The following is a 25,636-nucleotide window of genomic DNA, read 5'->3' as shown; positions in this document are numbered from 1 at the left end:
TAGTTATCATATATATAACAAGAAAATAATAACTTTATGTTATAATGGTTTTGATTTTATTTTTATAGAGGTGAATTAAATGCAATTTAAAAAAATATTGAGTATTAAAAGCAGTTTTATTTTAACAATATTACCTATAATATCTGTTACTGCGTGTAATAGCAATTATGATGAAATAATATTAAAAATTAAAAATAAAGAAACATTTATTGGTTATATTGGATCAGAAAATTGTCCAGGATGTCAAACATTATCAAAACAATGAGATCTTTGAATGCAAGAAAAAGATTGAGACAAAGATATTTTGGATTTAAAAGATGAAAATTTAAAAATTAATCGTTATGCTTTTGTTAGTGATTATGACTTTAAAGGTGCTAATGATAATACTTGAAATAAAACTTTTTTTGAAACTAAGTGAGTTAAGAATACTTTTGAATGATTAAAAAAATCACAAAAAAACTTATGAGCAACCAACGAAAACATTAAGAACGGATTTGAACCAGATTATCTCCCTGGAAATGGTATTCCCACAATATTTTTTGTTAAAAATGGTGAATATCGCTGATTTATTAATAAATGAGGTGACGCTGTTGATGGTATTAATGATATGTTAACTAGCAACAGCGATTTTAAACAAAAACCAGCATATAACCGTAGTACTTTAATACGACTAACTCGTGACTTTATAATTAATGATTTTAAAGATTTTTATACATTAAATTAAACAAAAAACTGGTAATTCAATTACCAGTTTTTTTAATTTTGTAAATAATCTTTACCTTTCTGAATTTCATTTAAAGATAAATCCAAATAATCTAATTGCCGTAAAACCTCATAACTTACAGTACAAACAACATTAGCGACATTAAGACTGCGAGTATTAATACTCATTGGTAAATGAAAACATTGATGCAAATGCTCTTGTAATATCGTTTTTGGAATACCAGACGATTCTTTACCAAATACTAAATAGACTTCTTGCGATACCTTTTTTATTAAAATATTCTTATAAAATATAATTTATGAGGATATCAAAATATGAACAATAATAAATTTAATACTCTTAATGATAAAGAATGGTTAAGATTAACAGGAATAAAAAAATCCACTTTTAATAAAATGTTAGATATTTTACAAGTAGCTGAAATAGAAAAATTTAAAAAAGGTGGTAAAACTAATAAATTATCACTAGAAAATAGATTATTGATGACTTTATCATATTGACGATAATATCAGACTTATTTTCATCTTGGTAAAAATTTCGGAATTAGTGAAGCTAATTGTTATCGCAATATCAAGTGAATTGAAGATATTTTAATTAAAAACTCTGATTTTCAACAACTTGCTGGTAAAAAAGCACTAATAAATGATTATTTTAATGATAAAACTATTATTATTGATGCTACCGAAACTCCAATCCAACGCCCAAAAAAAGACAAAAACAATCTTATTCTGGTAAAAAGAAAAAACACACCATTAAAACACAAGTAATTATCGAACAAGAAACCAGAAAAATTATTGCAACAAGTTTTTCACTTGGGAAAAAACATGATTATGCTTTATTTAAAGAATCAAAAATCCCAATTTTAAAAAATACCAAATTAATAGTTGATAGTGGTTATCAAGGAATACAAAAAATTCACAATAATGTTCTAATACCTACAAAGAAAACAAAGAAAAACCATTTAAATAAAGCACAAAAACAACATAATAGACTAGTTTCAAAAATGAGAATTATTATTGAAAATATTTTTGCTATTCTTAAAAAATTTAAAATTATGACAGAAAAATATCGTAATCGTAGAAAAAGATTTGGTTTAAGATTTAATTTAATTGCCTCAATTTATAATTTGCAATTATTAATTTAATATAAAAGATTTATTTAAAATTAAAGAATTTAAATAATAAATTCATTTTTTGTTGTGGCAAAATATTAATTTTTTAGATAAAAGACATAATTAATTAAAATTATATTTTTCTATTACTGTCTTTTTACAAATATTTGTAATTTTTTTAATAGGTTATGCAAGAAGTCTATTAAATTACTAATTTTTATTAGGCATTTCCGCTGAGAATGAAGTAATTTCATATCCATAACTGCCATAGTCAATTTTATTAAGAGAAATTTCTAATTTAAGTAGTTTTTCAATCATTAAAATCTCACCATTTTTAACACCATTATCTCTATAAAAAGAATAAATTGTTTCAAAAAGAACAAAATCATTTATGTTAAAAACACTACTATGAACATCACTAGGAAAATTTAAATTTGGCAAAGAAAGAGACCCGGAAAACACAGAACCATTAACAAAATCTAAAACAAGCGAACTATTTAAAACTTCAGAAAATGATAAATCATATTTTTTAAAATTACTGCTATTTTTATTGCATCCCGAAATAAAAATTACACAAACTAAATTTAAAGCTGATAAAAATTTTCGCATAAAGAAAAATCCCCCTTTCAAAGGAATTATATTAGACTTCTTGCATAACCTATTAAAAAAATTACAAATATTTGTAAAAAGACAGTAATAGAAAAATATAATTTTAATTAATTATGTCTTTTATCTAAAAAATTAATATTTTGCCACAACAAAAAATGAATTTATTATTTAAATTCTTTAATTTTAAATAAATCTTTTATGTTAAATTAATAATTGCAAATTATAAATTGAGGCAATTAAATTAAATCTTAAACCAAATCTTTTTCTACGATTACGATATTTTTCTGTCATAATTTTAAATTTTTTAAGAATAGCAAAAATATTTTCAATAATAATTCTCATTTTTGAAACTAGTCTATTATGTTGTTTTTGTGCTTTATTTAAATGGTTTTTCTTTGTTTTCTTTGTAGGTATTAGAACATTATTGTGAATTTTTTGTATTCCTTGATAACCACTATCAACTATTAATTTGGTATTTTTTAAAATTGGGATTTTTGATTCTTTAAATAAAGCATAATCATGTTTTTTCCCAAGTGAAAAACTTGTTGCAATAATTTTTCTGGTTTCTTGTTCGATAATTACTTGTGTTTTAATGGTGTGTTTTTTCTTTTTACCAGAATAAGATTGTTTTTGTCTTTTTTTGGGCGTTGGATTGGAGTTTCGGTAGCATCAATAATAATAGTTTTATCATTAAAATAATCATTTATTAGTGCTTTTTTACCAGCAAGTTGTTGAAAATCAGAGTTTTTAATTAAAATATCTTCAATTCACTTGATATTGCGATAACAATTAGCTTCACTAATTCCGAAATTTTTACCAAGATGAAAATAAGTCTGATATTCTCGTCAATATGATAAAGTCATCAATAATCTATTTTCTAGTGATAATTTATTAGTTTTACCACCTTTTTTAAATTTTTCTATTTCAGCTACTTGTAAAATATCTAACATTTTATTAAAAGTGGACTTTTTTATTCCTGTTAATCTTAACCATTCTTTATCATTAAGAGTATTAAATTTATTATTGTTCATATTTTGATATCCTCATAAATTATATTTTATAAGAATATTTTAATAAAAAAGGTATCGCAAGAAGTCTATTATTCAAAGTGTCGGTAAATACCTGTTTTCTAGTAATGGGATTTTGACAGTTATATGAGAATTGATAAGCCTTGATATTTAAGTCATACTGGTTTAATGATTTTTCGTTCAGGACATTTTTAGTTATATATTTAGAGCAATATTTTACAACCATTTCATTAGTGTTTTCACGAACTCTAATATTTTTATTAATTCCATAAGGTCAAAATTGTAAAATAATTTTATGAGGTATTTTTTCGGTAATTAAAATATGAAAATGAATAACGCCTCGTTTCTGATATTCGTAGGTATACAAGTACTTAATATTTTTATTTTTAACTTTAAATCAGTAGTTTAATTTTTTAAAAAATTTATTTAAATCACGCTTACATTTTCTAATATCAAATTCATTAACATCAGCATAAGTAAGCGTTAAGAATGTAAGTTTTTTACAGTCTCAAAAATTATGATATGCCTTCCGAATAACATTAGATTTTGCAGGAATATTGCTATTAAGTAGTTTTGTATCACAATTACCCTTATTTTTAAATCCATTAGCATTACGAGTATTTGCTTTGATGCGTTCTAAAGGCATAACAATATTGCGAATATATTGACCGTAATAAATGGTTTTCATATAAAAATCAGTCGGATTTTGAGGTTTTAAATTCATATTTTATGCTCCAGTTTTAGATTTTCGCCAGTTGTGTTATTTAATCAAGTAATAGTCGGCTTCGCCGACTAACCCGCTAGCGGGCGGGGCATACGCCTTCCGCACCGCTTCGCAGACCGAAGTGATTATCAATTAACTGGACAAGTTTTTTTGATTTTTTGATAATTCAATTTTTTGCAAGTTAACTATTTTGGGGGTTTTTTCAAAAGTTAATTCGCAACTAAAAAATGATTTAACGTTTTCTTTTAACAGTTTATAAATTTCTTGTTGTTCTAGATTGTTATCATCAATTCATAAAGCCTTTTGTTGGCCGGTAGGCTCAAATAAGTCATTTTCATAACGCAAAAATTCGGCAGAATAACCTGACATCATAGAGCCATCTTTATTTTTAAATATTTTTCTTTTTATACTAACTAATTTAACTTTAAACATTATTTTTTAAATTCCTTTTACTTTTATTTTTTAAAATTTTTTTAATATGATTAATAAATTTTTTCTCACAAGCAACATGCAAATATCGTTTATCACTAAATAGATGTAAACACCAGCGACATATTTTATAATCTATCGTTCCTTTCAAAATTTAAAAACACTTTTCATCGCAAGAATTACAGATTCCAACTGTATTTTTATTACCAACAACATAACTTTCGTTGTCGCATTCAATACAAAATATTACTGCCAAAAGAAAACATCCCCTAAAAGTTTGTAGAAAACAAAATCTTGTCATATGTATATGATTTCTACAGGTTATGCAAGAAGTGTAATATACCACATACTTATGACAAGTACAAGAAGTTTTTTTAAAAGGGATGGATTTATTTTTTTATTTAAAATTTTTATAAATAACGACAAAATTATAAGGAAGTTTTTAAAAATTGTTTATAATTAAATTCCCAGGTAAAAAGATTGTATATTAGACTTCTTGCATAACCTATTAAAAAAATTACAAATATTTGTAAAAAGACAGTAATAGAAAAATATAATTTTAATTAATTATGTCTTTTATCTAAAAAATTAATATTTTGCCACAACAAAAAACGAATTTATTATTTAAATTCTTTAATTTTAAATAAATCTTTTATGTTAAATTAATAATTGCAAATTATAAATTGAGGCAATTAAATTAAATCTTAAACCAAATCTTTTTCTACGATTACGATATTTTTCTGTCATAATTTTAAATTTTTTAAGAATAGCAAAAATATTTTCAATAATAATTCTCATTTTTGAAACTAGTCTATTATGTTGTTTTTGTGCTTTATTTAAATGGTTTTTCTTTGTTTTCTTTGTAGGTATTAGAACATTATTGTGAATTTTTTGTATTCCTTGATAACCACTATCAACTATTAATTTGGTATTTTTTAAAATTGGGATTTTTGATTCTTTAAATAAAGCATAATCATGTTTTTTCCCAAGTGAAAAACTTGTTGCAATAATTTTTCTGGTTTCTTGTTCGATAATTACTTGTGTTTTAATGGTGTGTTTTTTCTTTTTACCAGAATAAGATTGTTTTTGTCTTTTTTTGGGCGTTGGATTGGAGTTTCGGTAGCATCAATAATAATAGTTTTATCATTAAAATAATCATTTATTAGTGCTTTTTTACCAGCAAGTTGTTGAAAATCAGAGTTTTTAATTAAAATATCTTCAATTCACTTGATATTGCGATAACAATTAGCTTCACTAATTCCGAAATTTTTACCAAGATGAAAATAAGTCTGATATTCTCGTCAATATGATAAAGTCATCAATAATCTATTTTCTAGTGATAATTTATTAGTTTTACCACCTTTTTTAAATTTTTCTATTTCAGCTACTTGTAAAATATCTAACATTTTATTAAAAGTGGATTTTTTTATTCCTGTTAATCTTAACCATTCTTTATCATTAAGAGTATTAAATTTATTATTGTTCATATTTTGATATCCTCATAAATTATATTTTATAAGAATATTTTAATAAAAAAGGTATCGCAAGAAGTCTATTGTTTCTTGGTAGAGAGGTTGTTGATTTTTGAATAAATTTTATTATTAATTACTAAAAATTCACGAAAAGGAAATTAATTAATATGAAAAAATTACTATCAATTTTAGGAACAATAACAATAGCAGGAAGTGGTATGGCAGGACTTGTTGGTAATGCCCCAGCAAAAAATGAAATTAATTATTCACAAACAAATAATTTAGAAACTTTAAAAAGAAAGAAAAGAAGTAAAATTACTATGTCAAAAGATTTAATTTTTACTTCTGGGAAAAAAAGAACTATTGATAAAGTTGAAAATAATTATTGTTTTTTATGCCCTAATCGTTTAATTTTACAAATTGATAAAATTGAATTAGAAGATATAGTTTTTTTCAAAGATACTCATCCAAATGATAAAGATGCTTTACATAATAAAATTTTTAGAACAATAAATCAATTTGAAAAAGAAAATCATTCGGCAGTAGGAGACGATGATTATATAAGTAATAGTGATATATCAATTATTACAAATGTTATGATTAATCATTTTAAAGAAATTAGAGAAACTTTTGAAAAAGATACAACAAAAGGAGTAACAATTCGTACTAATAGAAATTCATATTGGGTAGAAAATAATAGTGATGATTGATGAGGGGTTCATACACAAAAATAGTTAATGAATCTCATAATAATAGTTTAATTTTTTAAAAATTAAAAATTAAATGAAAGGAAAAATAAAAAATGAAGAAACTTTTAAGTTTATTAAGTGTAGTAACAATTACTGGAACGGCGATGCCGATAGTCGTTGCCACAGCACCTCATTAAAAAGAAGAAATTAATTTAGAAAAATTAATTAGAAGTAAAAGAGATAATCATGAAATAGTAATTGATATAGAAGGTCATGATGATTTACTTTTTCAATCAAATGATATTAATGTTCAATGATATTCAAGTTATGGTTTAAATTGAATATTAAAGATTGGTGCAAATTCATGTAATACTATTTTAAATTTATGAAAAAATGACCCCAGTTCTCCTGAAAATAAAATTAATAAATTTGCAATAATTTTAGGAATTCTTGTTAGTGCGGCAGGGACAGATTATCTTTCACAATTAGGTTACCAGTGGCCAACTTTAACTGCTACAACGGTGGGGCTTACCACGGGAGCTTTATGAACTAAAGCATCAGAAAAACAAGTATTAAGAAAAATTATTGATTTAATAGTACTATCAGGAACTATTGCGACAAGAAATGTTGGAGTTTGAATTTCATTTAATTCAGTTTATCCTGTTTTTAATATTGGAAATTTAAATTCTGATAATGCTAAAACTGGTTTAATTGTAAGACCATAATATATTTTTTTATATTAGACTTCTTGCGATACCTTTTTTATTAAAATATTCTTATAAAATATAATTTATGAGGATATCAAAATATGAACAATAATAAATTTAATACTCTTAATGATAAAGAATGGTTAAGATTAACAGGAATAAAAAAATCCACTTTTAATAAAATGTTAGATATTTTACAAGTAGCTGAAATAGAAAAATTTAAAAAAGGTGGTAAAACTAATAAATTATCACTAGAAAATAGATTATTGATGACTTTATCATATTGACGAGAATATCAGACTTATTTTCATCTTGGTAAAAATTTCGGAATTAGTGAAGCTAATTGTTATCGGAATATCAAGTGAATTGAAGATATTTTAATTAAAAACTCTGATTTTCAACAACTTGCTGGTAAAAAAGCACTAATAAATGATTATTTTAATGATAAAACTATTATTATTGATGCTACCGAAACTCCAATCCAACGCCCAAAAAAAGACAAAAACAATCTTATTCTGGTAAAAAGAAAAAACACACCATTAAAACACAAGTAATTATCGAACAAGAAACCAGAAAAATTATTGCAACAAGTTTTTCACTTGGGAAAAAACATGATTATGCTTTATTTAAAGAATCAAAAATCCCAATTTTAAAAAATACCAAATTAATAGTTGATAGTGGTTATCAAGGAATACAAAAAATTCACAATAATGTTCTAATACCTACAAAGAAAACAAAGAAAAACCATTTAAATAAAGCACAAAAACAACATAATAGACTAGTTTCAAAAATGAGAATTATTATTGAAAATATTTTTGCTATTCTTAAAAAATTTAAAATTATGACAGAAAAATATCGTAATCGTAGAAAAAGATTTGGTTTAAGATTTAATTTAATTGCCTCAATTTATAATTTGCAATTATTAATTTAACATAAAAGATTTATTTAAAATTAAAGAATTTAAATAATAAATTCATTTTTTGTTGTGGCAAAATATTAATTTTTTAGATAAAAGACATAATTAATTAAAATTATATTTTTCTATTACTGTCTTTTTACAAGTATTTGTAATTTTTTTAATAGGTTATGCAAGAAGTCTAATAAAGCATAATCATGTTTTTTCCCAAGTGAAAAACTTGTTGCAATAATTTTTCTGGTTTCTTGTTCGATAATTACTTGTGTTTTAATGGTGTGTTTTTTCTTTTTACCAGAATAAGATTGTTTTTGTCTTTTTTTGGGCGTTGGATTGGAGTTTCGGTAGCATCAATAATAATAGTTTTATCATTAAAATAATCATTTATTAGTGCTTTTTTACCAGCAAGTTGTTGAAAATCAGAGTTTTTAATTAAAATATCTTCAATTCACTTGATATTCCGATAACAATTAGCTTCACTAATTCCGAAATTTTTACCAAGATGAAAATAAGTCTGATATTCTCGTCAATATGATAAAGTCATCAATAATCTATTTTCTAGTGATAATTTATTAGTTTTACCATCTTTTTTAAATTTTTCTATTTCAGCTACTTGTAAAATATCTAACATTTTATTAAAAGTGGATTTTTTTATTCCTGTTAATCTTAACCATTCTTTATCATTAAGAGTATTAAAATTATTATTGTTTATATTTTGATATCCTCATAAATTATGTTTTATAAGAATATTTTAATAAAAAAGGTATCGCAAGAAGTCTATTATCATATTTATATAAATAATTATTCTCTGGTTCAATAATAGTTAAGTATAGTATTTTACTACCAACAGTTGTTGATTTAGAAATCCGTATGCAGTTCAAGTTAATTTTTGTTTCCCTATGTAAGAGCAAAAAATAAATCTTTTAAAATTTAATAAAGAGAATTATATAAAAAATAATTATTCAAACTTCTAGAAATTACTTTGTTAAAAATTTTTGTAATTTTTGAAAAGGAGTTTTAGTGTTTAATGACGAATGACGGCGTTCGAAGTTATAAAAGTAATAATATTTGTTTAAATAATGTTGAAGTTCGTTTTGATTTAATTTTTTATCATTATCATAAAATAATTTGGTATAATGTTGATGGAATCGTTCAATCTTCCCGTTACTCTGCGGAGAACGGATTGGTGTGGTTTCATGGACAATTCCGTTCCTCGAAAGAAAGGTTGTAAAAGGCCTTTCTTTTACTTTGTATGATTTTTTATTACTTCAATTAGTAGTGGTAAATTCCGGAGCATTATCAGTGCGAAGGCGTTTAATGGGTATACCAAGTTCACCAAAATCTTTCATTGCTCTTTGTACGGCATTAACTGCATTATTAGTTCCTAAACTATCATAAACATACCCAAATACTATGCGTGTCATTTCGTCAATGAAATCATAAATATAATATTTTTTATCAACCGGAAAATTTGATGGGGTAATAATTTTGGCATCCATTTGTAAAAGACCAATCTCAGAAACTTCATAACGCTTAAACTGGCGTTTTGTTTGTTTGATTTGTTGTTTTAATTCTTTTCAACGAGGGTCGGATTTAATTCAACGATAAAAGGTTTTGATATTTTTTGGAACTTCTGAATTTTTAACATCATGGAAACCAATTTTTAAATTGTTAAACAAAGACCATATTCCACCGGCTTTGATATTTTTGTAATCAAAATATAAATCACATACCTTTTCACGAGAATTTAAACTATATTGATAATTAAGATTTTGTGGTTTTGTGGTTTTAAACAATAACAAATCTAAATTATCAGAATAATAAGCGGTCATAATTTTTTGTGCCCAACGATAAAAGGTTTTCGTTGCATTCTTAAAATATTTTTTAATAAGTTTTGTTAAGGTAGTTTCTTCAACATAAAAATAAGTACATAAATTTAAATAGGCAGTAATGCGTTTTTTAGTTTTATAGTAATAACGATTATGGCAATTAGCACTTAATCAACTTTGGATTTTTGCTTTTAAATCTGCTAAATCAGCTTGGGAAATAATATATTTCATTTTTAAACTCCTTAAATTAAGAAAATCGCATTACAAAAAATACGATTTTCAAAAATATTTATTAAATTACTAATTTTTTTTATTAAGTATTTCCGCCGAGAATGAAGTGATATGAAACATTTTCGTGTTAAGGCCTTGTGGAACTTTCTTATTAAGAAATACTTTAAAATTAATTAAATTATCAATAAAATAAAATTCTTTAAAAGGCCTGGACTTATAAGAACCATTAGAACGATAAAAGTTATTAATTTGATTATAACCAGCACTATCTTTGTCAACAAATAATTGAAGGGCTGGTCTTTGAACAAAATCGCCATTACCTATTTGAATATCAAAATCACTAGAAAGTTTTAAATCAGTAGCATTAATTTCTAAATGATATGAACCCTGGCCATAACCACTAATTACTAAAGCACTTTTACCAATTTTAGAAAATTGTAATTTATATATTTTTAAATCATTGTTATTTTTACTACATCCAAAAATAAACATTACACACACTAAATTTAAAGCTGATAAAAATTTTCGCATAAAGAAAAATCCTCCTTTCAAAGGAATTATATTATAAAAAATATTGGTAATATTTAAGAGAACTTTTTTAATATCATTAATAAGATTGCTAATGGAACTACAAATTCAAATAACATCTGAAACGCCGGAATAACTTCAAATACCGGAAAGGCAGTTTTGGTAAAATTAATCGTTGTTTTAGCAATATCGGCAAGGGGGCGAATTAAAAGATTAATCCCTGAAAGACCAAGTAATCAATTCAACACACTAACAGAGGCGTGCTGAATACCACACGATATTGCACTAAATAAACCTCAATAAGAACAGGTGGGTGTTGGAATTAAGTCGTCCATATTACCATTTATTCCACCGCCAATAAAAGCCGTTGAATTCAAAATGTTAAAATCGTATAAAGAATAATGATATTCAGTACTTTCATTTTTCTTTTTATATAGCGGAAAAGTCAGTGTAAAAATATTAATCCCATACATCACATCAACTTTAGCGTTATAAAAATGCAGTTTATTACTAGCAGCATTTCATAATTGGTTATCATACGATTTTAAAACATTAAAATCTATTTGATAAGAACTTTTACCAGTATTAAAACCATTGATAATTTGTTTATCTTTAACAAAGAAATAAGAACGAAAAATCATATTCTTACTATTTTCGATTGTTGAACCAAAGTTAATTAAATACTGTTTGGGATAAAAGGTAATTAAGGAGCGATAGAAAAAACCCATTTGTAAAACATTTTTAGGAATTTGTTGCATTCCTTTGTAATCTAATTCTACATAAGTAAAGGCATCCATATCAAAACTCGCATAAAAGAATTGTACAAAAAAATCACCTAAAACTTTATAAAGTTTATTAAATAACCCATTAATAAAATCAATGGTTAAATCTTTTTGATAATGAAGCATAAAATCTTTAAAATCAGTCTTTAATTTGTCATCATAGCGTAAAAAATGGAAAGTATTACCATAATAATTAATTTGTCCAAAAAAGGTATTGATAAAATCTATTCCAAAACTTGTTCGCGAGCCAGATTTTCAAAGCGATTTACCATTTTCTAAAAACTCATTATTGCCCACAATGCTACCATGCTCAGTTTTTATAGTAATAACATCACCAAAACTAGAAAAGGAAAGTTCTCTAAAAATAACTTTTTCAATAAAACCGGCCGGGTATGAATTTTTGCGACTTAAATTAAATTTACTATTTTGTTTAAAACCATTTAATTTAATTGAAATTTCACTCATATATTTAAAATTATCGTCAAAGAAATTAAAAATTGGGACTCAATATAAATAACTATAATTAAATTTATCAAAATCTCGGCGTTGTATCATTAAATAATCTAGCTTATCTTGAAACTGAGTATATTGATATTCGCCATCATTTTTAGTTATTTCCGTAGGTAATGGTTGTTCGTTATCTTTTTCTGGTAAAGGAGGCATTTCCGCCGAGAATGAAGTTATATGAAACATTTTCGTGTTAAGACCTTGTGGAACTTTCTTATTAAGAAATACTTTAAAATTAATTAAATTATCAATAAAATAAAATTCTTTAAAAGGCTTGGACTTATAAGAACCATTAGAACGATAAAAGTTATTAATTTGATTATAACCAGCAGTATCTTTGTCAACAAATAATTGAAGGGCTGGTCTTTGAACAAAATCGCCATTACCTATTTGAATATCAAAATCACTAGAAAGTTTTAAATCAGTAGCATTAATTTCTAAATGATATGAACCCTGGCCATAACCACTAATTACTCAAGCACTTTTACCAATCTTGGAAAACTCTAATTCACAACTTTCACCACATTGACTAGAATTTGTGGCTCGTTTTTCTCGTTTCATAAAAGATTGTTCCATATTAGGTTTTGGTGGTTGTTTTGTATCAAAGAAAGCGCCTAACGGTACCAAACTAATAAACATTATAATAAATCAAGAAATAATCTTATCCATCTCATCACGCCTTAAAACTCTTTTTTATCGCTTTAAAAGCATCAGAAAATTTATATTGATTATGTTGTGGACATTCACAATTAACAACTTGCATTTGATGCTTTCTAAAAATTTTATTAAAGTAGTAACCCCTAATAATTAACTTAATACCAGTTATTAAGAAATAAATAATTAATAATCAAATATAAACATTAAAAAATACACTTTGAAAATTTAATGGTATAAAATCTTTAAAAAATTTATCCCCTTTAATTTGAAGGACCGTTAAAAATATTCAAATTATAACCATAACAGAACAGTATGAAGTATAATAAAAAAATGTATAAAACCTAAAACGCTTTTAAATCATTTAATACCTAATATTTTCTTTAATTTTTTCATTTTTAACTCCTTAAAATTAAATATATTGTTGATAAAATACAAATCGTTCCTAAAATTTGGAAAATCGGATGTTGAGAAAATAACCTTATCATTGGTTTAAATAAATCTAAAATTTTAATATTACTTGATAGAACTTTATTAAAATATTCTAAACCCTCACGCACATATGCTCATAAACCCAAAAAGTCATTTAAAGCAAAAATAGAAAAAACAGCAACAAGAATAAATAAAATTATTAATTTAAACATTTTAAAAACCTACCTTTTTATTCGCCGTCCGTGTTGGTTAATTCACGGTCTGTTTTTAGAGCTATTACCACTAAATTTCTTAATTGGACCACTAGATGATTGTTTCTTAGTTCCTCAATTAGCAACTGATTTTCGATATTTTTTACGAAAACCAACTTTTGGTCGTTCAATATGAATCCCTAAAATGCCACCAATTACAAGATTTATCACAAGCATAATTAGAGGAAAAATAATAATACGAATATCTGTTCCGGGAATGGTTAAAGTTCAAATTAAATCAAAAACTTTATAAAACATATCGCCAATCAAACTAGCCATTTTTTCTAAGTTTTCCATTTTTTAAACTCCTTTACTTATTTTTTTTTATTCAAATTATTTTTTAACTTAGTAAGTATCTTGCTAAATTTTTCCATTTTTAAATATTCTAATGCTTCAATATCCATTACATTATCATTTCAAAATTTATGTTGATAATTATCATTCAAAGCACGATTACTTAATTCACGCAAGAATGATAAATATTTATTATCGTAAAGATTTAAGATTGACATTGGGATTTTCAATTTAAAGAAATAAATATCTAATTCCGGAATGCTGCGATACTTAATTTTGCGACCTTTTTTATCATTTTTAGCATTAATTAGCGTTAATCGTCATTGCTCGTATTCGCTTACCGATTTAAAAGTGCCATAAATAACTTGTAAATAGGGTCGAAAGATACTAACGGGTTTTTTTCTAATGCCAACAATTATTGAATTCGCAATATCACGAACTTTAACTCATATATGTTCGGCTCGTTGTCCGCTTGCTAATACGATATGGGTAAATTGTCGAGCCGAAGCGAAATATTCTTGTAAACCTTGGGTTACTCTATCATTTTCTTTATAATCAGTTCCTTCTAAAAATAAGTTAGTTTCATCTCATAACAGTAAATGTTTTTCATCTAAAATTGGATAATTATAATCTAATAAAGACATATGCCCTAATGAAAGCATTTGTTTATCCGCAATCGGAAAAGTAGAAATCGTTTTTCAACCACTTAATAAGTAAGAAGCTAAAACCATTAAAGCGGTTTTTCCCGTCCCTAAAGCACCAATGACTAAATTTAAGGGTGAATTTAATAAGAAATTAATAAAACTACGACGAGCAAAGAAATGAGAAATTTTAGTATATAAAATATACAAAGCAATTAATAAATAAATAATATCAAATAGCATTCGTCAACTCTGAGGATTATAATAATGCAAAATCGCACCATAGAATCACGTAATAATAAATAAAGTGCGATTTAAAGCAACAAAATCATATAATCTTAAATTTATTTTTTTAAACAATAGCATCACTTAAATCACACTTTCTTTATTTTTATTATTATCTGCCGGGCATTAATTTTTCAAACATTTTGAAAGCGATTAAAAATAAACCAATAATCACCCCAAGCAAGAAAACTCAATATGTAGCAAAGAAATTAACGACATTTGGCATATTACCACCAATAATGTCAGTTCAAATATTACCGAACGCTTTAATTAATGCTTTTCATAAGTTAGTAACCGCTTGTTCACCAGTAACAGCTACTGGCGTAACCACTTCTGTTAAGAAAGTTCTAATCATATAATCACCCCCTTTCTAAACAAAATATGATTTAACCTTATAAAATAAAATAACCATAAATAAGATAATGAATACTAATACCATTCAAAAGGCAATATTCGCTATTAAAAGTCAAAGTAGTTCTTTAGTTAAATCAATTTCTTTACCAGAAACTCACGCTGGAATAATTTTAATTTGAATAAATAAATCTCAAAAATACAATTTTGTCATTTCTCAATCTAAATCTTTTCAAGCAACTAAAAACATAATAATTACCCCTTAAAAGGTCAAAAGAGTAGAAAAATAATGGCCGAGAACAGCATTACAATTATTAAAATTGAAAACAAAAATACAACTTGGGGTGGTAAATCGGCAGATGGATAAATTAATTCAATTAACTCAATAATTATTTTTTTAAACATTTTCTAAACCTACTTTTTAATTTCTTTTTCATCTTGTTCTAATAAATTTCGCTTAAATTTTGCAATAAATATTCGTTGTGCATAAGTAAAATCTTTTGGCAACTGTTTTGCTTCGCTACCATATTTCTTTTTATCTTTAAAAAACCGATAAATATTAACCGCAATATAGTATGCTAGTAATAATGTTAAAATCGTAAAGAACACTAGCCCAAATATACTCATTTTTCTTTTCTCCTTAATTTTCTAATTTTTAATTCTTATTTTAAATTGCAATTTTTCTTTTATTTTTTAACTCCTAATGTTTCATTTTTCTTAGTTGATTTCTAAATCTTAAACTTTCTAATGAAGCATAATTTGCACTTTCAAAGTCTATATAATTAATATTTTTAAATTCATAGATTGCTCCGCACATTTTGGTTTTAAAGTTATTAACTGTTGATTTTAAGTATTTTACAAATTCAGAATTTACAGTTCGATTAACAATATTATTCAAAGTATCGGTAAATACTTGTTTTCTAGTAATAGGATTTTGACAGTTATATGAGAATTGATAAGCCTTGATATTTAAGTCATACTGGTTTAATGACTTTTCGTTCAGGACATTTTTAGTTATATATTTAGAGCAATATTTTACGACCATTTCATTAGTGTTTTCACGAACTCTAATATTTTTATTAATTCCATAAGGTCAAAATTGTAAAATAACTTTATAAGGTATTTTTTCGGTGATTAAAATATGAAAATGAATAACACCTCGTTTTTGATATTCATAGGTATACAAGTATTTAATATTTTTATTTTTAACTTTAAATCAATATTTTAATTTTTTAAAAAACTTATTTAAATCACGCTTACATTTTTTAATATCAAATTCATTAACATCAGCATAAGTAAGAGTTAAGAATGTAAGTTTTTTGCAGTCTCAAAAATTATGATATGCCTTCCGAATAACATTAGATTTTGCACGAATATTGCTATTAAGCAGTTTTGTATCACAATTACCCTTATTTTTTAAACCGCTAGCATTACGAGTATTTGCTTTGATGCGTTCTAAGGGTATAACAACATTACGAATATATTGACCGTAATAAATGGTTTTCATATAAAAATCAGTCGGATTTTGAGGTTGTAAATTCATATTTTATGCTCCCATTTTAGTTTTTCGCCAGTTGTGTTATTTAATCAAGTAATAGTCGGCTTCGCCGACTAACCCGCTAGCGGGCGGGGCATACGCCTTCCGCACCGCTTCGCAGACCGAAGTGATTATCAATTAACTGGACAAGTTTTTTTGATTTTTTGATAATTCAATTTTTTGCAAGTTAACTATTTTGGGGGTTTTTTCAAAAGTTAATTCGCAACTAAAAAATGATTTAACATTTTCTTTTAACAGTTTATAAATTTCTTGTTGTTCTAGATTGTTATCATCAATTCATAAAGCCTTTTGTTCGCCGGTAGGCTCAAATAAGTCATTTTCATAACGCAAAAATTCGGCAGAATAACCTGACATCATAGAGCCATCTTTATTTTTAAATATTTTTCTTTTTATACTAACTAATTTAACTTTAAACATTATTTTTTAAATTCCTTTTACTTTTATTTTTTAAAATTTTTTTAATATGATTAATAAATTTTTTCTCACAAGCAACATGCAAATATCGTTTATCACTAAATAGATGTAAACACCAGCGACATATTTTATAATCTATCGTTCCTTTCAAAATTTAAAAACCCTTTTCATCGCAAGAATTACAGATTCCAACTGTATTTTTATTACCAACAACATAACTTTCGTTGTCGCATTCAATACAAAATATTACTGCCAAAAGAAAACACCCCCTAAAAGTTTGTAGAAAACAAAATCTTGTCATATGTATATGGTTTCTACAGGTTATGCAAGAAGTCTATTGAAAAATAAATTTTATATACTATAATTAATGTGATTATCTAAATTTAAAAAGGAGGATTTAAGTTGATGTTTAATCAAAAAAAAGCTAACTTCCTATCACTAGATCTGGGAACGGCTAATTCATTAGCATACGTATCTGGACAAGGTGTTATTTATAACGAACCTTCAGTAATGGCATATGATGTTCGTACTAATAAATTAATTGCTGTTGGAAGTGCCGCATACGAAATGGTGGGAAAAACTCATAGCAATATTCGTATGGTAACACCATTAGTTGATGGTGTTATTTCTGATTTAGGAGCAACAACAGATTTACTGCGCTACATCTTTGATCGCATTCGTTTAACTAATGTTTGAAAAAATTCTATTGTCCTATTGGCTTGTCCATCTGGCGTTACTGAATTAGAACGAGCAGCTTTAAGAAAAGTTGCATCGGAAATGGGAGCAAGTCATGTTCTTGTTGAAGAAGAAGTAAAAATGGCGGCCATTGGTGCTGGAATAAATATTCATTTACCTGTTGGTAATTTAGTATTAGATATTGGTGGGGGAACTACTGATATTGCCGTTATTGCCTCTGGTGACATTATTGTTTCTGGTTCTATTAAAGTTGCTGGCAGATACATTGATGAAGAAATTCAAAAATATTTAAGATCAGAACAAAATGTTGTTATTGGTGAAAAAACTGCTGAAGAAATCAAATGTGAAATTGGCTCTTTAATTAAATTTCCTAATGAAAAGAAAACTGAAAAATATGGTCGTGATATTGTTTCTGGTTTACCGAAAAGAATTCTTGTTAATCCTGAAGAAATTCGCAATGTAATGTTACATGTTTTTTCTAAAGTTATTGATTTAACAATTAATGTTTTAGAAAGTGCCCCTCCTGGGTTAGCTGGCGATATTATTAAAAATGGTATTACGATTTGTGGCGGTGGAGCATTAATCAAAGGCATTGATAAATACTTTGAAAGTATTTTTGAATTTCCTGTAAGAATTTCTAATGATCCATTAATGTCGGTAATCAATGGCACAAAAAGTTTTGAAAAAAAACTTACTGATACTTTAGCAAGAGCAATTATTGAAGAAAACCAAAATGATAATGAATTTCAAGTATCACAAAAAAGAAATCGTCGTTTTGGTTAAAAATATCAAAATAATTGATATTTCTAATTTATTATTACAATAACAAAATTATTAATAATGTCTAAAAAGTTTTGAATGTCCTATTTTATAAAATAGGACGTTTCTTCGTTAGAATTACTTTAAAATTTGATAAAATAAATTCAGAAGAAAAGGAGTATCCATATGACAAACATTTTAGAAAAATTTAAGCGCTTCTTTAAAAGCACAAAGCGTAATTATATTGCTTTAGACTTAGGAACAGCAAATACATTAGTTTATATAGCAGGACAAGGAATTGTTTATAACGAACCTTCAATGATTGCTTATGATTTATCAAAAAATAACCAATTATTTGCTTTAGGACACAAAGCCTTTGAAATTATTGGTAAAACTAATGACAATATTAAAATTATTGAACCACTAGTTGATGGGGTTATTAGTGATTTAGACGCAGCTTTAGATTTACTACAAGCTATTTTTAAAAAATTGCAATTATCAAATATGTGAAAAAATGCCATTGTTGTTTTAGCTTGCCCATCAGGGGTTACACAATTAGAGCGCGATGGTTTAAAAAAAGTTGCTTACAATATGGGAGCAAAAATTGTTATTGTTGAAGAAGAAGTAAAAATGGCGGCCATTGGAGCTGACATTAATATTAATTTGCCAAGTGGTAACTTAGTATTAGATATTGGTGGCGGAACTACTGATATTGCCGTTATTGCATCAAAAGGCGTTATTATTTCTCGCAGTATTAAAGTAGCAGGTAACTTATTAGATGATGAAATTAAAAAATATATTCGTGGTCAATATAATATTTCTATTGGTATTAAAAGTATTATTGAATTAAAACATGCAATTAGTTCTTTAAGTGAAACGAAAGAAAATAAAAAATTCATTGCTTATGGTCGTAATGTTCTTTCGGGAAGACCCGAAGAAATTAATATTACTGCTGACGAAATTAGACCTGTAATTATTACCCAATTTAATCGCATTTCAGAAGTTTTAACTGAAGTTTTAGAATCAACCCCACCAGAATTAGCTGGTGATATTATTAAAAATGGCATTACAATTTGTGGTGGTGGTGCCCTAATAGCAGGGATTGATGAATATTTTAGTAGTAAGTTTAATATTAAAGTTAAAGTTGCTAATGACCCCTTAAAATGTGTTATTGAGGGTACAAAACGGATTGAAAAAGAAATTTATCAAGGGTTATAAATAGTTTTTACAAAAATATATACTTAATTTTATTTAATGATAAAATTAAAAAATAAGTAAAAAAGGAGAATTGTATGATTAAAAACTATGTATCAATTGATCTCGGCACAGAAAACCTTATCATATATTCATCAAACCGTGGAATTGTTTTTAACGAACCCTCAGTAATGGCATATGACATTAAAAAGAAATCCTTAGTCGCTTTAGGAAATGATGCTTATAGTTTAATTGGTAAGGAACATAAAAATATTCGCTTAGTGCGTCCGATTAGTGATGGGGTTATTAGTGATTTAAAAGCAACTCAAGAACTATTAAAGGCGATTTTTGAGAAAATTAAATTATTTAAAATATGAAAAAATGCCATTATTTTATTAGCAGCTCCATCATCAGTTACAGAATTAGAACATAATTCTTTAAAAGAAATGGCAAATAAATTAGGTGCTAAAAGTGTCTTTATTGAAGAAGAAATAAAAATGGCAGCTGTTGGTGCTGGTATTAATATTAGTAATCCCGAAGGTAATCTTGTTGTTGACATTGGTGGGGGGACTACTGATTGTGCTGTTCTTTCATCAGGAGATATCGCTGTTTCTAGTTCAATTAAAGTTGCTGGCAGACATATGACAACTGAAATTCAAAAATATTTACGAGCTCGCCATAATATTATTATTGGTGAAAAAACTGGTGAAACCTTAAAAAGAGCCTTAGGCACATTAGATAAAAATGCTACTGAAGTTTATTTAGAAGTTTATGGCCGCGGTATGGTTGACGGAATGCCAAAACAAATTCGTGTAAATAATAGTGAAATCAGAGAAATCTTACTGCCATTTTTTAACAATATTGCTAACTTAATTGCTGAAGTATTAGAAAAAACTGATCCAGAATTAGTTGGTGACATTTTCCGCAATGGGATTTACTTTTGTGGTGGGGGTGCTTTAATCCCAGGAATTGAAAACCATTTTAAAGCTTTATTTACTATTCCTGTTAATATTGCTAATAATCCATTACTATGTGTTATTGAAGGTACTAAAGCTTGAGAAAATTCAATTCGTGAAGAAATTGCATTTCAAGGGCGAAAGTGTCGTTTTGGTTAAAAAATATCAAAATAATTGACATTTTCAATTTATTATTACAAAATTAAAATAGTAATAATAGACTTCTTGCATAACCTATTAAAAAAATTACAAATATTTGTAAAAAGACAGTAATAGAAAAATATAATTTTAATTAATTATGTCTTTTATCTAAAAAATTAATATTTTGCCACAACAAAAAATGAATTTATTATTTAAATTCATTAATTTTAAATAAATCTTTTATGTTAAATTAATAATTGCAAATTATAAATTGAGGCAATTAAATTAAATCTTAAACCAAATCTTTTTCTACGATTACGATATTTTTCTGTCATAATTTTAAATTTTTTAAGAATAGCAAAAATATTTTCAATAATAATTCTCATTTTTGAAACTAGTCTATTATGTTGTTTTTGTGCTTTATTTAAATGGTTTTTCTTTGTTTTCTTTGTAGGTATTATTAGAACATTATTGTGAATTTTTTGTATTCCTTGATAACCACTATCAACTATTAATTTGTTATTTTTTAAAATTGGGATTTTTGATTCTTTAAATAAAGCATAATCATGTTTTTTCCCAAGTGAAAAACTTGTTGCAATAATTTTTCTGGTTTCTTGTTCGATAATTACTTGTGTTTTAATGGTGTGTTTTTTCTTTTTACCAGAATAAGATTGTTTTTGTCTTTTTTTGGGCGTTGGATTGGATTTTCGGTAGCATCAATAATAATAGTTTTATCATTAAAATAATCATTTATTAGTGCTTTTTTACCAGCAAGTTGTTGAAAATCAGAGTTTTTAATTAAAGTATCTTCAATTCACTTGATATTGCGATAACAATTAGCTTCACTAATTCCAAAATTTTTACCAAGATGAAAATAAGTCTGATATTCTCGTCAATATGATAAAGTCATCAATAATCTATTTTCTAGTGATAATTTATTAGTTTTACCACCTTTTTTAAATTTTTCTATTTCAGCTACTTGTAAAATATCTAACATTTTATTAAAAGTGGATTTTTTTATTCCTGTTAATCTTAACCATTCTTTATCATTAAGAGTATTAAATTTATTATTGTTCATATTTTGATATCCTCATAAATTATATTTTATAAGAATATTTTAATAAAAAAGGTATCGCAAGAAGTCTAATAAATATTTACTAGTAGCAGTTTAAACTTGATATTTTAAATTAGTTAATTTTTAAAAAGGCAATGAGTTACAACTTATTGCCTTCATTTATTTATCAGTTTAATTATAAAAAATTATTATTCGCGGTAACTTACCTTTAAAAATAAAATACTACTATAAGTGTACTATAATAATACCCTTGTTAGTAATATCACAAATCTAATAGCATATTACTAAATACTTTGTTAAAATGTATTTAGGTTAAAATGCTATTAAATAGCATTTTAGTTTTAATAGAAAATGGATCGTAAGAAAGGAAATAAATCGTATGAACATACTTAGTTTCAAAGGAAAAAGGCAAAAACCTAAATATATTTCAATTGATTTAGGCACAGCAAATACATTAATTTATATTTCAGGAGAAGGCATTGTTTATAATGAACCTTCAATCATTGCATACAATATTAATCGTAATGAAATTATTGCAGTAGGCGAAGATGCTAGAAAAATGGTAGGAAAAGGTAATAAAAATATTCGTGTTATCAAACCAATGATCAATGGGGTTATTAGTGATGTTAAAGCTACAGAAGCCCAATTACAATATATTTTTATGAATTTAAAAATTTTAAACCGTATTAATGACGCCGCATTATTACTGGCTTGTCCTTCAGCGGTTACTGATTTAGAAAAGAAAGCTTTAAAACAAATTGGTCACAATTTAGGTGCTAAAAAAGTATTTATTGAAGAAGAAATAAAAATGGCAGCTATTGGTGGTGGAGTAAATATTAATAATCCTCATGGACAACTAATTATTGATATGGGGGGTGGAACGACTGATATTGCGGTTATTGCCTCTGGTGACATTGTATTATCTAAATCTATTAAAGTTGCAGGAAACTATTTTAATAATGAAATTCAAAAATATGTTCGTACTCAATATGAAATTGAAATTGGTAGCACGACAGCAGAAAATATTAAAATTAAAATTGGTTCTTTAACCCAATATGATGATGAAAATAATTTTGAAATTTATGGTCGGCACTATGTTAATGGTAGACCCCAAGCAGCAATCTTAAAACCAGAAGAAATTCGGCAAGTTTTACAACAAACTATGCTACCAGTTATTGAAGTAATTACGCAAACATTAGAAATAACTCCAGCGGAACTATCTGGTGATATTTATAAAAATGGCATTACGATTTGTGGTGGTGGGGCATTATTAAAAGGAATGGCTAAATACATTACAGAAAAGTTACAATTACCGGCTAAAATTGGTGAATATCCTTTATTAGCAGTTATTAATGGTACTAAAAAATTTGAAACTGATATTTTTGAACAAATTCAAAATTCTTACTAAGATTTTTATAAAAAAATAAAACTACAAATATAAAAAATTCTCTTATAAAATTTAAGAGCATTTTTTATTTAATTCCTAAAATTCGTTTCGCATTATTTGTTGTTGTCATAATAACATCATTTAAGGATATTTTTTTTAAACTTGCTAATTTTTTAGCAGTAAAAATAATATTTTTTGGATAATTTTTTGTTCCTCGATAAGGAACAGGTGTTAAATACGGAGCATCAGTTTCTAAAACAATTTTATTTAAGGGAATCTCTTTAGCAACTTGTTGCAAATCTTTAGCATTTTCAAAAGTAAGAATTCCTGAAAAAGAAATATAATATCCTAATTCAATAAACTTATTAGCAGTTTTTGTATTTGCTGAAAAGCAATGCATAATGCCAACAACATCATATTGTTTTAAAATTTCATAAGCATCATCAAAAGCATCACGAATGTGAACTAAAATTGGTAATTGATATTTTTTAGCTAATTTAATTTGTTTAATAAATCATTCTTTTTGTAAATCGCTACTATCTTGATTGCGATAGTAATCTAATCCAATTTCACCAATAGCACAAACACTTCCTGTTTTAATTAGTTCTTCCAATTCATAAAGATCGTGTTCTTGATGATTACTAACATCGTTAGGATGAATGCCAACAGCGGCAAATACATCGGGTGAAGAAAATGCTTGGTCAACTGCTAATTTACTAGTTTTTAAATCATAACCAACATTACAAATTAAATTAACACCAATTAATTTTGCTTCTTCTAAAATATTATTTATATCTTCATCTTGATATGAATCTGAGACTAAATGACAATGCGTATCAAATAAACCATTCACTAATTAAACTCCTTATTTACCTAGACAAAAGCGACTAAACATTTCATCTAAGAGATTATCTTTAATTATTTTACCATTAATTTCTTGTAAATAATCTCACGCTTCTTGAAAATGAAGGACTACTAAATCTAACGGCATACTATTGTTTAAAGCTTGAATTGCTTCATCAATTGTCATTGTAATTTTATCTAATAACATTTGATGATGGGTTGATGTCAAAATTAAATTATTATGATAATTAATTTTTTCTTGTAAAAACATCTCTTTAATTTTATCTATTAAGGGATTAAAATCATTGTTTAAAGCACTTATGGGTACTGAACTTAATGGCAAAAGCGAAAGAGATAGTTTTTGTTGTAAATCAACTTTATTAATAACAATAATACAATTTTTATCTTTAACTATTTCTAATAATACCATATCATTATCATCTAAAATATTGCTACCATCAAGCACTAATAAAATTAACTGGGCTTTTTCTAAATACTGTTTTGATTTTTGAATTCCTAATTGTTCAATAATATCATTAGTATTTCTAATTCCCGCAGTATCAATTAGGTTTAATGAAATATTATCAATATTTATTTTTCCCATAACTATATCTCTAGTTGTTCCGGCAATTGTTGAAGTAATCGCGCGATTTTCTTTTAATAAAGCATTTAATAAAGTTGATTTTCCTACATTAGGTTTACCAATAATTACAGTATCAATGCCATCATTAATAACCTGAGCAATTCTACTTTGTTTAGTAATCGTTAATAAATCACTATAAAGTTCATTTGTACGAGTTAAAACTAATTTTTGAGTTAAGTTTTCAACGCCATCATATTCAGGATAATCAATATTAACACTAATATTAGCTATTAATTCTAATAATCTTGTTTCAAGTTCTTTTAATAATTTGCTATTATTACCATTTAAACTGTTCATTGCCAATGCTAACGCTTCATCATTAGGCGCATTAATTAAATCATTAACCGCTTGCGCTTGTAATAAATCAATTTTTCCATTTAAAAATGCTCTTTTTGTAAATTCACCCGCAGTTGCTAACCGAATATTATCATTTTTCATAATTGTTAATAATAAATGAATAATTTTATTAACAATTAACATACTGCCATGACAATTAATTTCAATAGTATCTTCACCAGTAAATGAACTACTTTTATAGTAGCAAACTAAAACTACTTCATCAATAATTATCTTTGTATTAGGATTAATAATCCTTCCGAAATATTTTTCTTTTGAAGAATTTAAAATATTTCTACTAAATACTTTATTAATAAGTGAAAATGTTTCTGGACCACTAACTCTAATAATAGCAATGGCTTGTTTAAGGGGAGCACTTGCTAAAGCAATAATCGTATCATTAATCATAAATATCACCAAATTTCTTTTTTTAAAATAAAAAT

Annotated in this window: 35 protein-coding genes and 1 pseudogene; 12 read left to right on the top strand and 24 right to left on the bottom strand. The window is 25.8% G+C overall.

All coding sequences use genetic code 4. The features are described from left to right. Window positions 1–79 precede the first annotated feature (79 nt). Window positions 80–724: a hypothetical protein gene (locus AACK86_RS06115; RefSeq protein WP_338981882.1), complete on the top strand. Its 645-nt coding sequence runs from the start codon at window positions 80–82 to the stop codon at window positions 722–724. Between the two features lie 32 nt (window positions 725–756). Here the strand turns inward: AACK86_RS06115 and AACK86_RS06110 are convergent, their stop codons facing one another. Continuing rightward, window positions 757–891 carry a hypothetical protein gene (locus tag AACK86_RS06110; protein ID WP_338981880.1) on the bottom strand — a complete coding sequence of 45 codons (135 nt, stop codon included), beginning with the start codon at window positions 889–891 and terminating at the stop codon, window positions 757–759. A 147-nt stretch (window positions 892–1,038) separates the two neighbouring features. On the opposite strand from AACK86_RS06110, the gene AACK86_RS08095 reads away from it, so the two are divergent. After that, the gene (locus AACK86_RS08095) at window positions 1,039–1,230 is read left to right on the top strand and encodes a hypothetical protein (RefSeq protein WP_422398205.1); all 192 of its coding nucleotides are present in this window, start codon (window positions 1,039–1,041) and stop codon (window positions 1,228–1,230) included. A 245-nt stretch (window positions 1,231–1,475) separates the two neighbouring features. After that, window positions 1,476–1,868: a transposase family protein gene (locus AACK86_RS08090; RefSeq protein ID WP_422398306.1), complete on the top strand. Its 393-nt coding sequence runs from the start codon at window positions 1,476–1,478 to the stop codon at window positions 1,866–1,868. Between the two features lie 177 nt (window positions 1,869–2,045). Here AACK86_RS08090 and AACK86_RS06100 read toward each other — a convergent pair whose 3' ends face one another. The 6 genes and pseudogenes from AACK86_RS06100 to AACK86_RS08080 form a co-directional block, all read right to left on the bottom strand. Then, entirely contained in the window at window positions 2,046–2,444 is a 399-nt protein-coding gene (locus tag AACK86_RS06100) for a hypothetical protein (RefSeq protein ID WP_338981879.1), read from the bottom strand. A gap of 201 nt (window positions 2,445–2,645) precedes the next feature. Further along, a pseudogene (locus tag AACK86_RS06095) lies at window positions 2,646–3,475 on the bottom strand (IS5 family transposase). A 19-nt stretch (window positions 3,476–3,494) separates the two neighbouring features. After that, window positions 3,495–4,196 carry a rolling circle replication-associated protein gene (locus tag AACK86_RS06090; protein WP_338981878.1) on the bottom strand — a complete coding sequence of 234 codons (702 nt, stop codon included), beginning with the start codon at window positions 4,194–4,196 and terminating at the stop codon, window positions 3,495–3,497. Window positions 4,197–4,328: 132 nt separating this feature from the next. Further along, window positions 4,329–4,628: a hypothetical protein gene (locus tag AACK86_RS06085; RefSeq protein ID WP_338981877.1), complete on the bottom strand. Its 300-nt coding sequence runs from the start codon at window positions 4,626–4,628 to the stop codon at window positions 4,329–4,331. 654 nt (window positions 4,629–5,282) lie between these two features. Then, window positions 5,283–5,675 (bottom strand): transposase family protein, encoded by a 393-nt coding sequence (locus AACK86_RS08085; RefSeq protein ID WP_422398306.1) that lies wholly within the window; start codon window positions 5,673–5,675, stop codon window positions 5,283–5,285. Continuing rightward, on the bottom strand, window positions 5,660–6,112 hold the full coding sequence (locus AACK86_RS08080) for a transposase family protein (RefSeq protein ID WP_338982632.1): 453 nt from the start codon (window positions 6,110–6,112) through the stop codon (window positions 5,660–5,662). Before AACK86_RS08080 ends, AACK86_RS08085 begins: the two co-directional genes overlap by 16 nt. A 152-nt stretch (window positions 6,113–6,264) precedes the next feature. On the opposite strand from AACK86_RS08080, the gene AACK86_RS06075 reads away from it, so the two are divergent. From AACK86_RS06075 to AACK86_RS08065, 5 genes are all read left to right on the top strand, one after another. Next, window positions 6,265–6,831, top strand: a complete 567-nt coding sequence (locus AACK86_RS06075) for a hypothetical protein (RefSeq protein WP_338981876.1) — start codon at window positions 6,265–6,267, stop codon at window positions 6,829–6,831. Between the two features lie 68 nt (window positions 6,832–6,899). After that, on the top strand, window positions 6,900–6,983 hold the full coding sequence (locus tag AACK86_RS08075) for a lipoprotein (RefSeq protein WP_422398387.1): 84 nt from the start codon (window positions 6,900–6,902) through the stop codon (window positions 6,981–6,983). 324 nt (window positions 6,984–7,307) lie between these two features. Then, window positions 7,308–7,511 carry a hypothetical protein gene (locus AACK86_RS06070; RefSeq protein ID WP_338981875.1) on the top strand — a complete coding sequence of 68 codons (204 nt, stop codon included), beginning with the start codon at window positions 7,308–7,310 and terminating at the stop codon, window positions 7,509–7,511. A gap of 83 nt (window positions 7,512–7,594) precedes the next feature. After that, window positions 7,595–8,047: a transposase family protein gene (locus tag AACK86_RS08070; protein ID WP_338982632.1), complete on the top strand. Its 453-nt coding sequence runs from the start codon at window positions 7,595–7,597 to the stop codon at window positions 8,045–8,047. After that, a complete protein-coding gene (locus AACK86_RS08065) occupies window positions 8,032–8,424 on the top strand; it encodes a transposase family protein (protein WP_422398306.1) in 393 nt (130 codons plus the stop codon). Before AACK86_RS08070 ends, AACK86_RS08065 begins: the two co-directional genes overlap by 16 nt. A 113-nt stretch (window positions 8,425–8,537) precedes the next feature. Here the strand turns inward: AACK86_RS08065 and AACK86_RS08060 are convergent, their stop codons facing one another. The 13 genes from AACK86_RS08060 to AACK86_RS06005 all read right to left on the bottom strand — a co-directional run bounded on the left by AACK86_RS08060 (window position 8,538) and on the right by AACK86_RS06005 (window position 17,166). Then, window positions 8,538–8,681, bottom strand: a complete 144-nt coding sequence (locus AACK86_RS08060; RefSeq protein WP_422398351.1) for a hypothetical protein — start codon at window positions 8,679–8,681, stop codon at window positions 8,538–8,540. After that, entirely contained in the window at window positions 8,666–9,037 is a 372-nt protein-coding gene (locus tag AACK86_RS06060) for a transposase family protein (protein ID WP_338981874.1), read from the bottom strand. Before AACK86_RS06060 ends, AACK86_RS08060 begins: the two co-directional genes overlap by 16 nt. A gap of 346 nt (window positions 9,038–9,383) precedes the next feature. Next, the gene (locus tag AACK86_RS06055; protein ID WP_338981738.1) at window positions 9,384–10,466 is read right to left on the bottom strand and encodes a DDE-type integrase/transposase/recombinase; all 1,083 of its coding nucleotides are present in this window, start codon (window positions 10,464–10,466) and stop codon (window positions 9,384–9,386) included. A gap of 69 nt (window positions 10,467–10,535) precedes the next feature. Continuing rightward, window positions 10,536–10,997, bottom strand: a complete 462-nt coding sequence (locus AACK86_RS06050) for a hypothetical protein (RefSeq protein ID WP_338981737.1) — start codon at window positions 10,995–10,997, stop codon at window positions 10,536–10,538. 53 nt (window positions 10,998–11,050) lie between these two features. Further along, on the bottom strand, window positions 11,051–12,952 hold the full coding sequence (locus AACK86_RS06045) for a hypothetical protein (RefSeq protein ID WP_338981736.1): 1,902 nt from the start codon (window positions 12,950–12,952) through the stop codon (window positions 11,051–11,053). 383 nt (window positions 12,953–13,335) lie between these two features. Continuing rightward, window positions 13,336–13,581: a hypothetical protein gene (locus tag AACK86_RS06040; protein ID WP_338968823.1), complete on the bottom strand. Its 246-nt coding sequence runs from the start codon at window positions 13,579–13,581 to the stop codon at window positions 13,336–13,338. 9 nt (window positions 13,582–13,590) lie between these two features. After that, window positions 13,591–13,917 (bottom strand): hypothetical protein, encoded by a 327-nt coding sequence (locus AACK86_RS06035; RefSeq protein ID WP_338981735.1) that lies wholly within the window; start codon window positions 13,915–13,917, stop codon window positions 13,591–13,593. A 17-nt stretch (window positions 13,918–13,934) separates the two neighbouring features. After that, on the bottom strand, window positions 13,935–14,921 hold the full coding sequence (locus AACK86_RS06030; protein WP_338981734.1) for a hypothetical protein: 987 nt from the start codon (window positions 14,919–14,921) through the stop codon (window positions 13,935–13,937). Between the two features lie 31 nt (window positions 14,922–14,952). Next, the gene (locus tag AACK86_RS06025) at window positions 14,953–15,195 is read right to left on the bottom strand and encodes a hypothetical protein (protein ID WP_338968818.1); all 243 of its coding nucleotides are present in this window, start codon (window positions 15,193–15,195) and stop codon (window positions 14,953–14,955) included. 15 nt (window positions 15,196–15,210) lie between these two features. Then, a complete protein-coding gene (locus tag AACK86_RS06020; protein ID WP_338981733.1) occupies window positions 15,211–15,441 on the bottom strand; it encodes a hypothetical protein in 231 nt (76 codons plus the stop codon). Window positions 15,442–15,605: 164 nt separating this feature from the next. After that, window positions 15,606–15,818, bottom strand: coding sequence for a hypothetical protein (locus AACK86_RS06015; protein WP_215826178.1), 213 nt, complete (start codon window positions 15,816–15,818; stop codon window positions 15,606–15,608). A 73-nt stretch (window positions 15,819–15,891) separates the two neighbouring features. After that, window positions 15,892–16,734 carry a rolling circle replication-associated protein gene (locus tag AACK86_RS06010; protein WP_338981732.1) on the bottom strand — a complete coding sequence of 281 codons (843 nt, stop codon included), beginning with the start codon at window positions 16,732–16,734 and terminating at the stop codon, window positions 15,892–15,894. A gap of 132 nt (window positions 16,735–16,866) precedes the next feature. Next, window positions 16,867–17,166: a hypothetical protein gene (locus AACK86_RS06005; protein ID WP_338966992.1), complete on the bottom strand. Its 300-nt coding sequence runs from the start codon at window positions 17,164–17,166 to the stop codon at window positions 16,867–16,869. A gap of 402 nt (window positions 17,167–17,568) precedes the next feature. Between AACK86_RS06005 and AACK86_RS06000 the strand changes: the two genes are divergently transcribed. The 3 genes from AACK86_RS06000 (at window position 17,569) to AACK86_RS05990 (ending at window position 20,927) form a co-directional block, all read left to right on the top strand. Beyond that, entirely contained in the window at window positions 17,569–18,642 is a 1,074-nt protein-coding gene (locus AACK86_RS06000) for a rod shape-determining protein (RefSeq protein ID WP_338981873.1), read from the top strand. Between the two features lie 162 nt (window positions 18,643–18,804). Next, complete coding sequence (locus AACK86_RS05995) at window positions 18,805–19,836, top strand: rod shape-determining protein (protein ID WP_338981872.1); 1,032 nt, start codon at window positions 18,805–18,807, stop codon at window positions 19,834–19,836. A gap of 74 nt (window positions 19,837–19,910) precedes the next feature. Then, complete coding sequence (locus AACK86_RS05990; RefSeq protein WP_338981871.1) at window positions 19,911–20,927, top strand: rod shape-determining protein; 1,017 nt, start codon at window positions 19,911–19,913, stop codon at window positions 20,925–20,927. Between the two features lie 227 nt (window positions 20,928–21,154). Here AACK86_RS05990 and AACK86_RS08055 read toward each other — a convergent pair whose 3' ends face one another. Both AACK86_RS08055 and AACK86_RS08050 read right to left on the bottom strand, forming a co-directional pair. Beyond that, the gene (locus AACK86_RS08055) at window positions 21,155–21,550 is read right to left on the bottom strand and encodes a transposase family protein (RefSeq protein WP_422398386.1); all 396 of its coding nucleotides are present in this window, start codon (window positions 21,548–21,550) and stop codon (window positions 21,155–21,157) included. Then, window positions 21,535–21,987 carry a transposase family protein gene (locus AACK86_RS08050; RefSeq protein WP_422398240.1) on the bottom strand — a complete coding sequence of 151 codons (453 nt, stop codon included), beginning with the start codon at window positions 21,985–21,987 and terminating at the stop codon, window positions 21,535–21,537. The genes AACK86_RS08055 and AACK86_RS08050 overlap by 16 nt, the downstream gene beginning before the upstream one ends. A 376-nt stretch (window positions 21,988–22,363) precedes the next feature. Here AACK86_RS08050 and AACK86_RS05980 point away from each other — a divergent pair, with 376 nt between their 5' ends. Next, entirely contained in the window at window positions 22,364–23,392 is a 1,029-nt protein-coding gene (locus AACK86_RS05980) for a rod shape-determining protein (RefSeq protein ID WP_338981869.1), read from the top strand. 64 nt (window positions 23,393–23,456) lie between these two features. On the opposite strand, the gene AACK86_RS05975 is transcribed toward AACK86_RS05980, so the two are convergent. Together AACK86_RS05975 and mnmE are read right to left on the bottom strand one after the other, a co-directional pair. Further along, window positions 23,457–24,224, bottom strand: a complete 768-nt coding sequence (locus AACK86_RS05975) for a TatD family hydrolase (RefSeq protein WP_338981868.1) — start codon at window positions 24,222–24,224, stop codon at window positions 23,457–23,459. A 12-nt stretch (window positions 24,225–24,236) separates the two neighbouring features. Beyond that, entirely contained in the window at window positions 24,237–25,601 is a 1,365-nt protein-coding gene (gene mnmE, locus AACK86_RS05970) for a tRNA uridine-5-carboxymethylaminomethyl(34) synthesis GTPase MnmE (RefSeq protein WP_338981867.1), read from the bottom strand. Between the last annotated feature and the right edge of the window lie 35 nt (window positions 25,602–25,636).

The organism is Spiroplasma endosymbiont of Eupeodes luniger (genome assembly GCF_964019525.1).
Taxonomy (GTDB): Bacteria; Bacillota_I; Bacilli_A; order Mycoplasmatales; family Nriv7; genus Nriv7.
The sequence above is the reverse complement of the archived record's forward strand: the minus strand, read 5'-3'. Positions and strand labels throughout refer to the sequence as shown.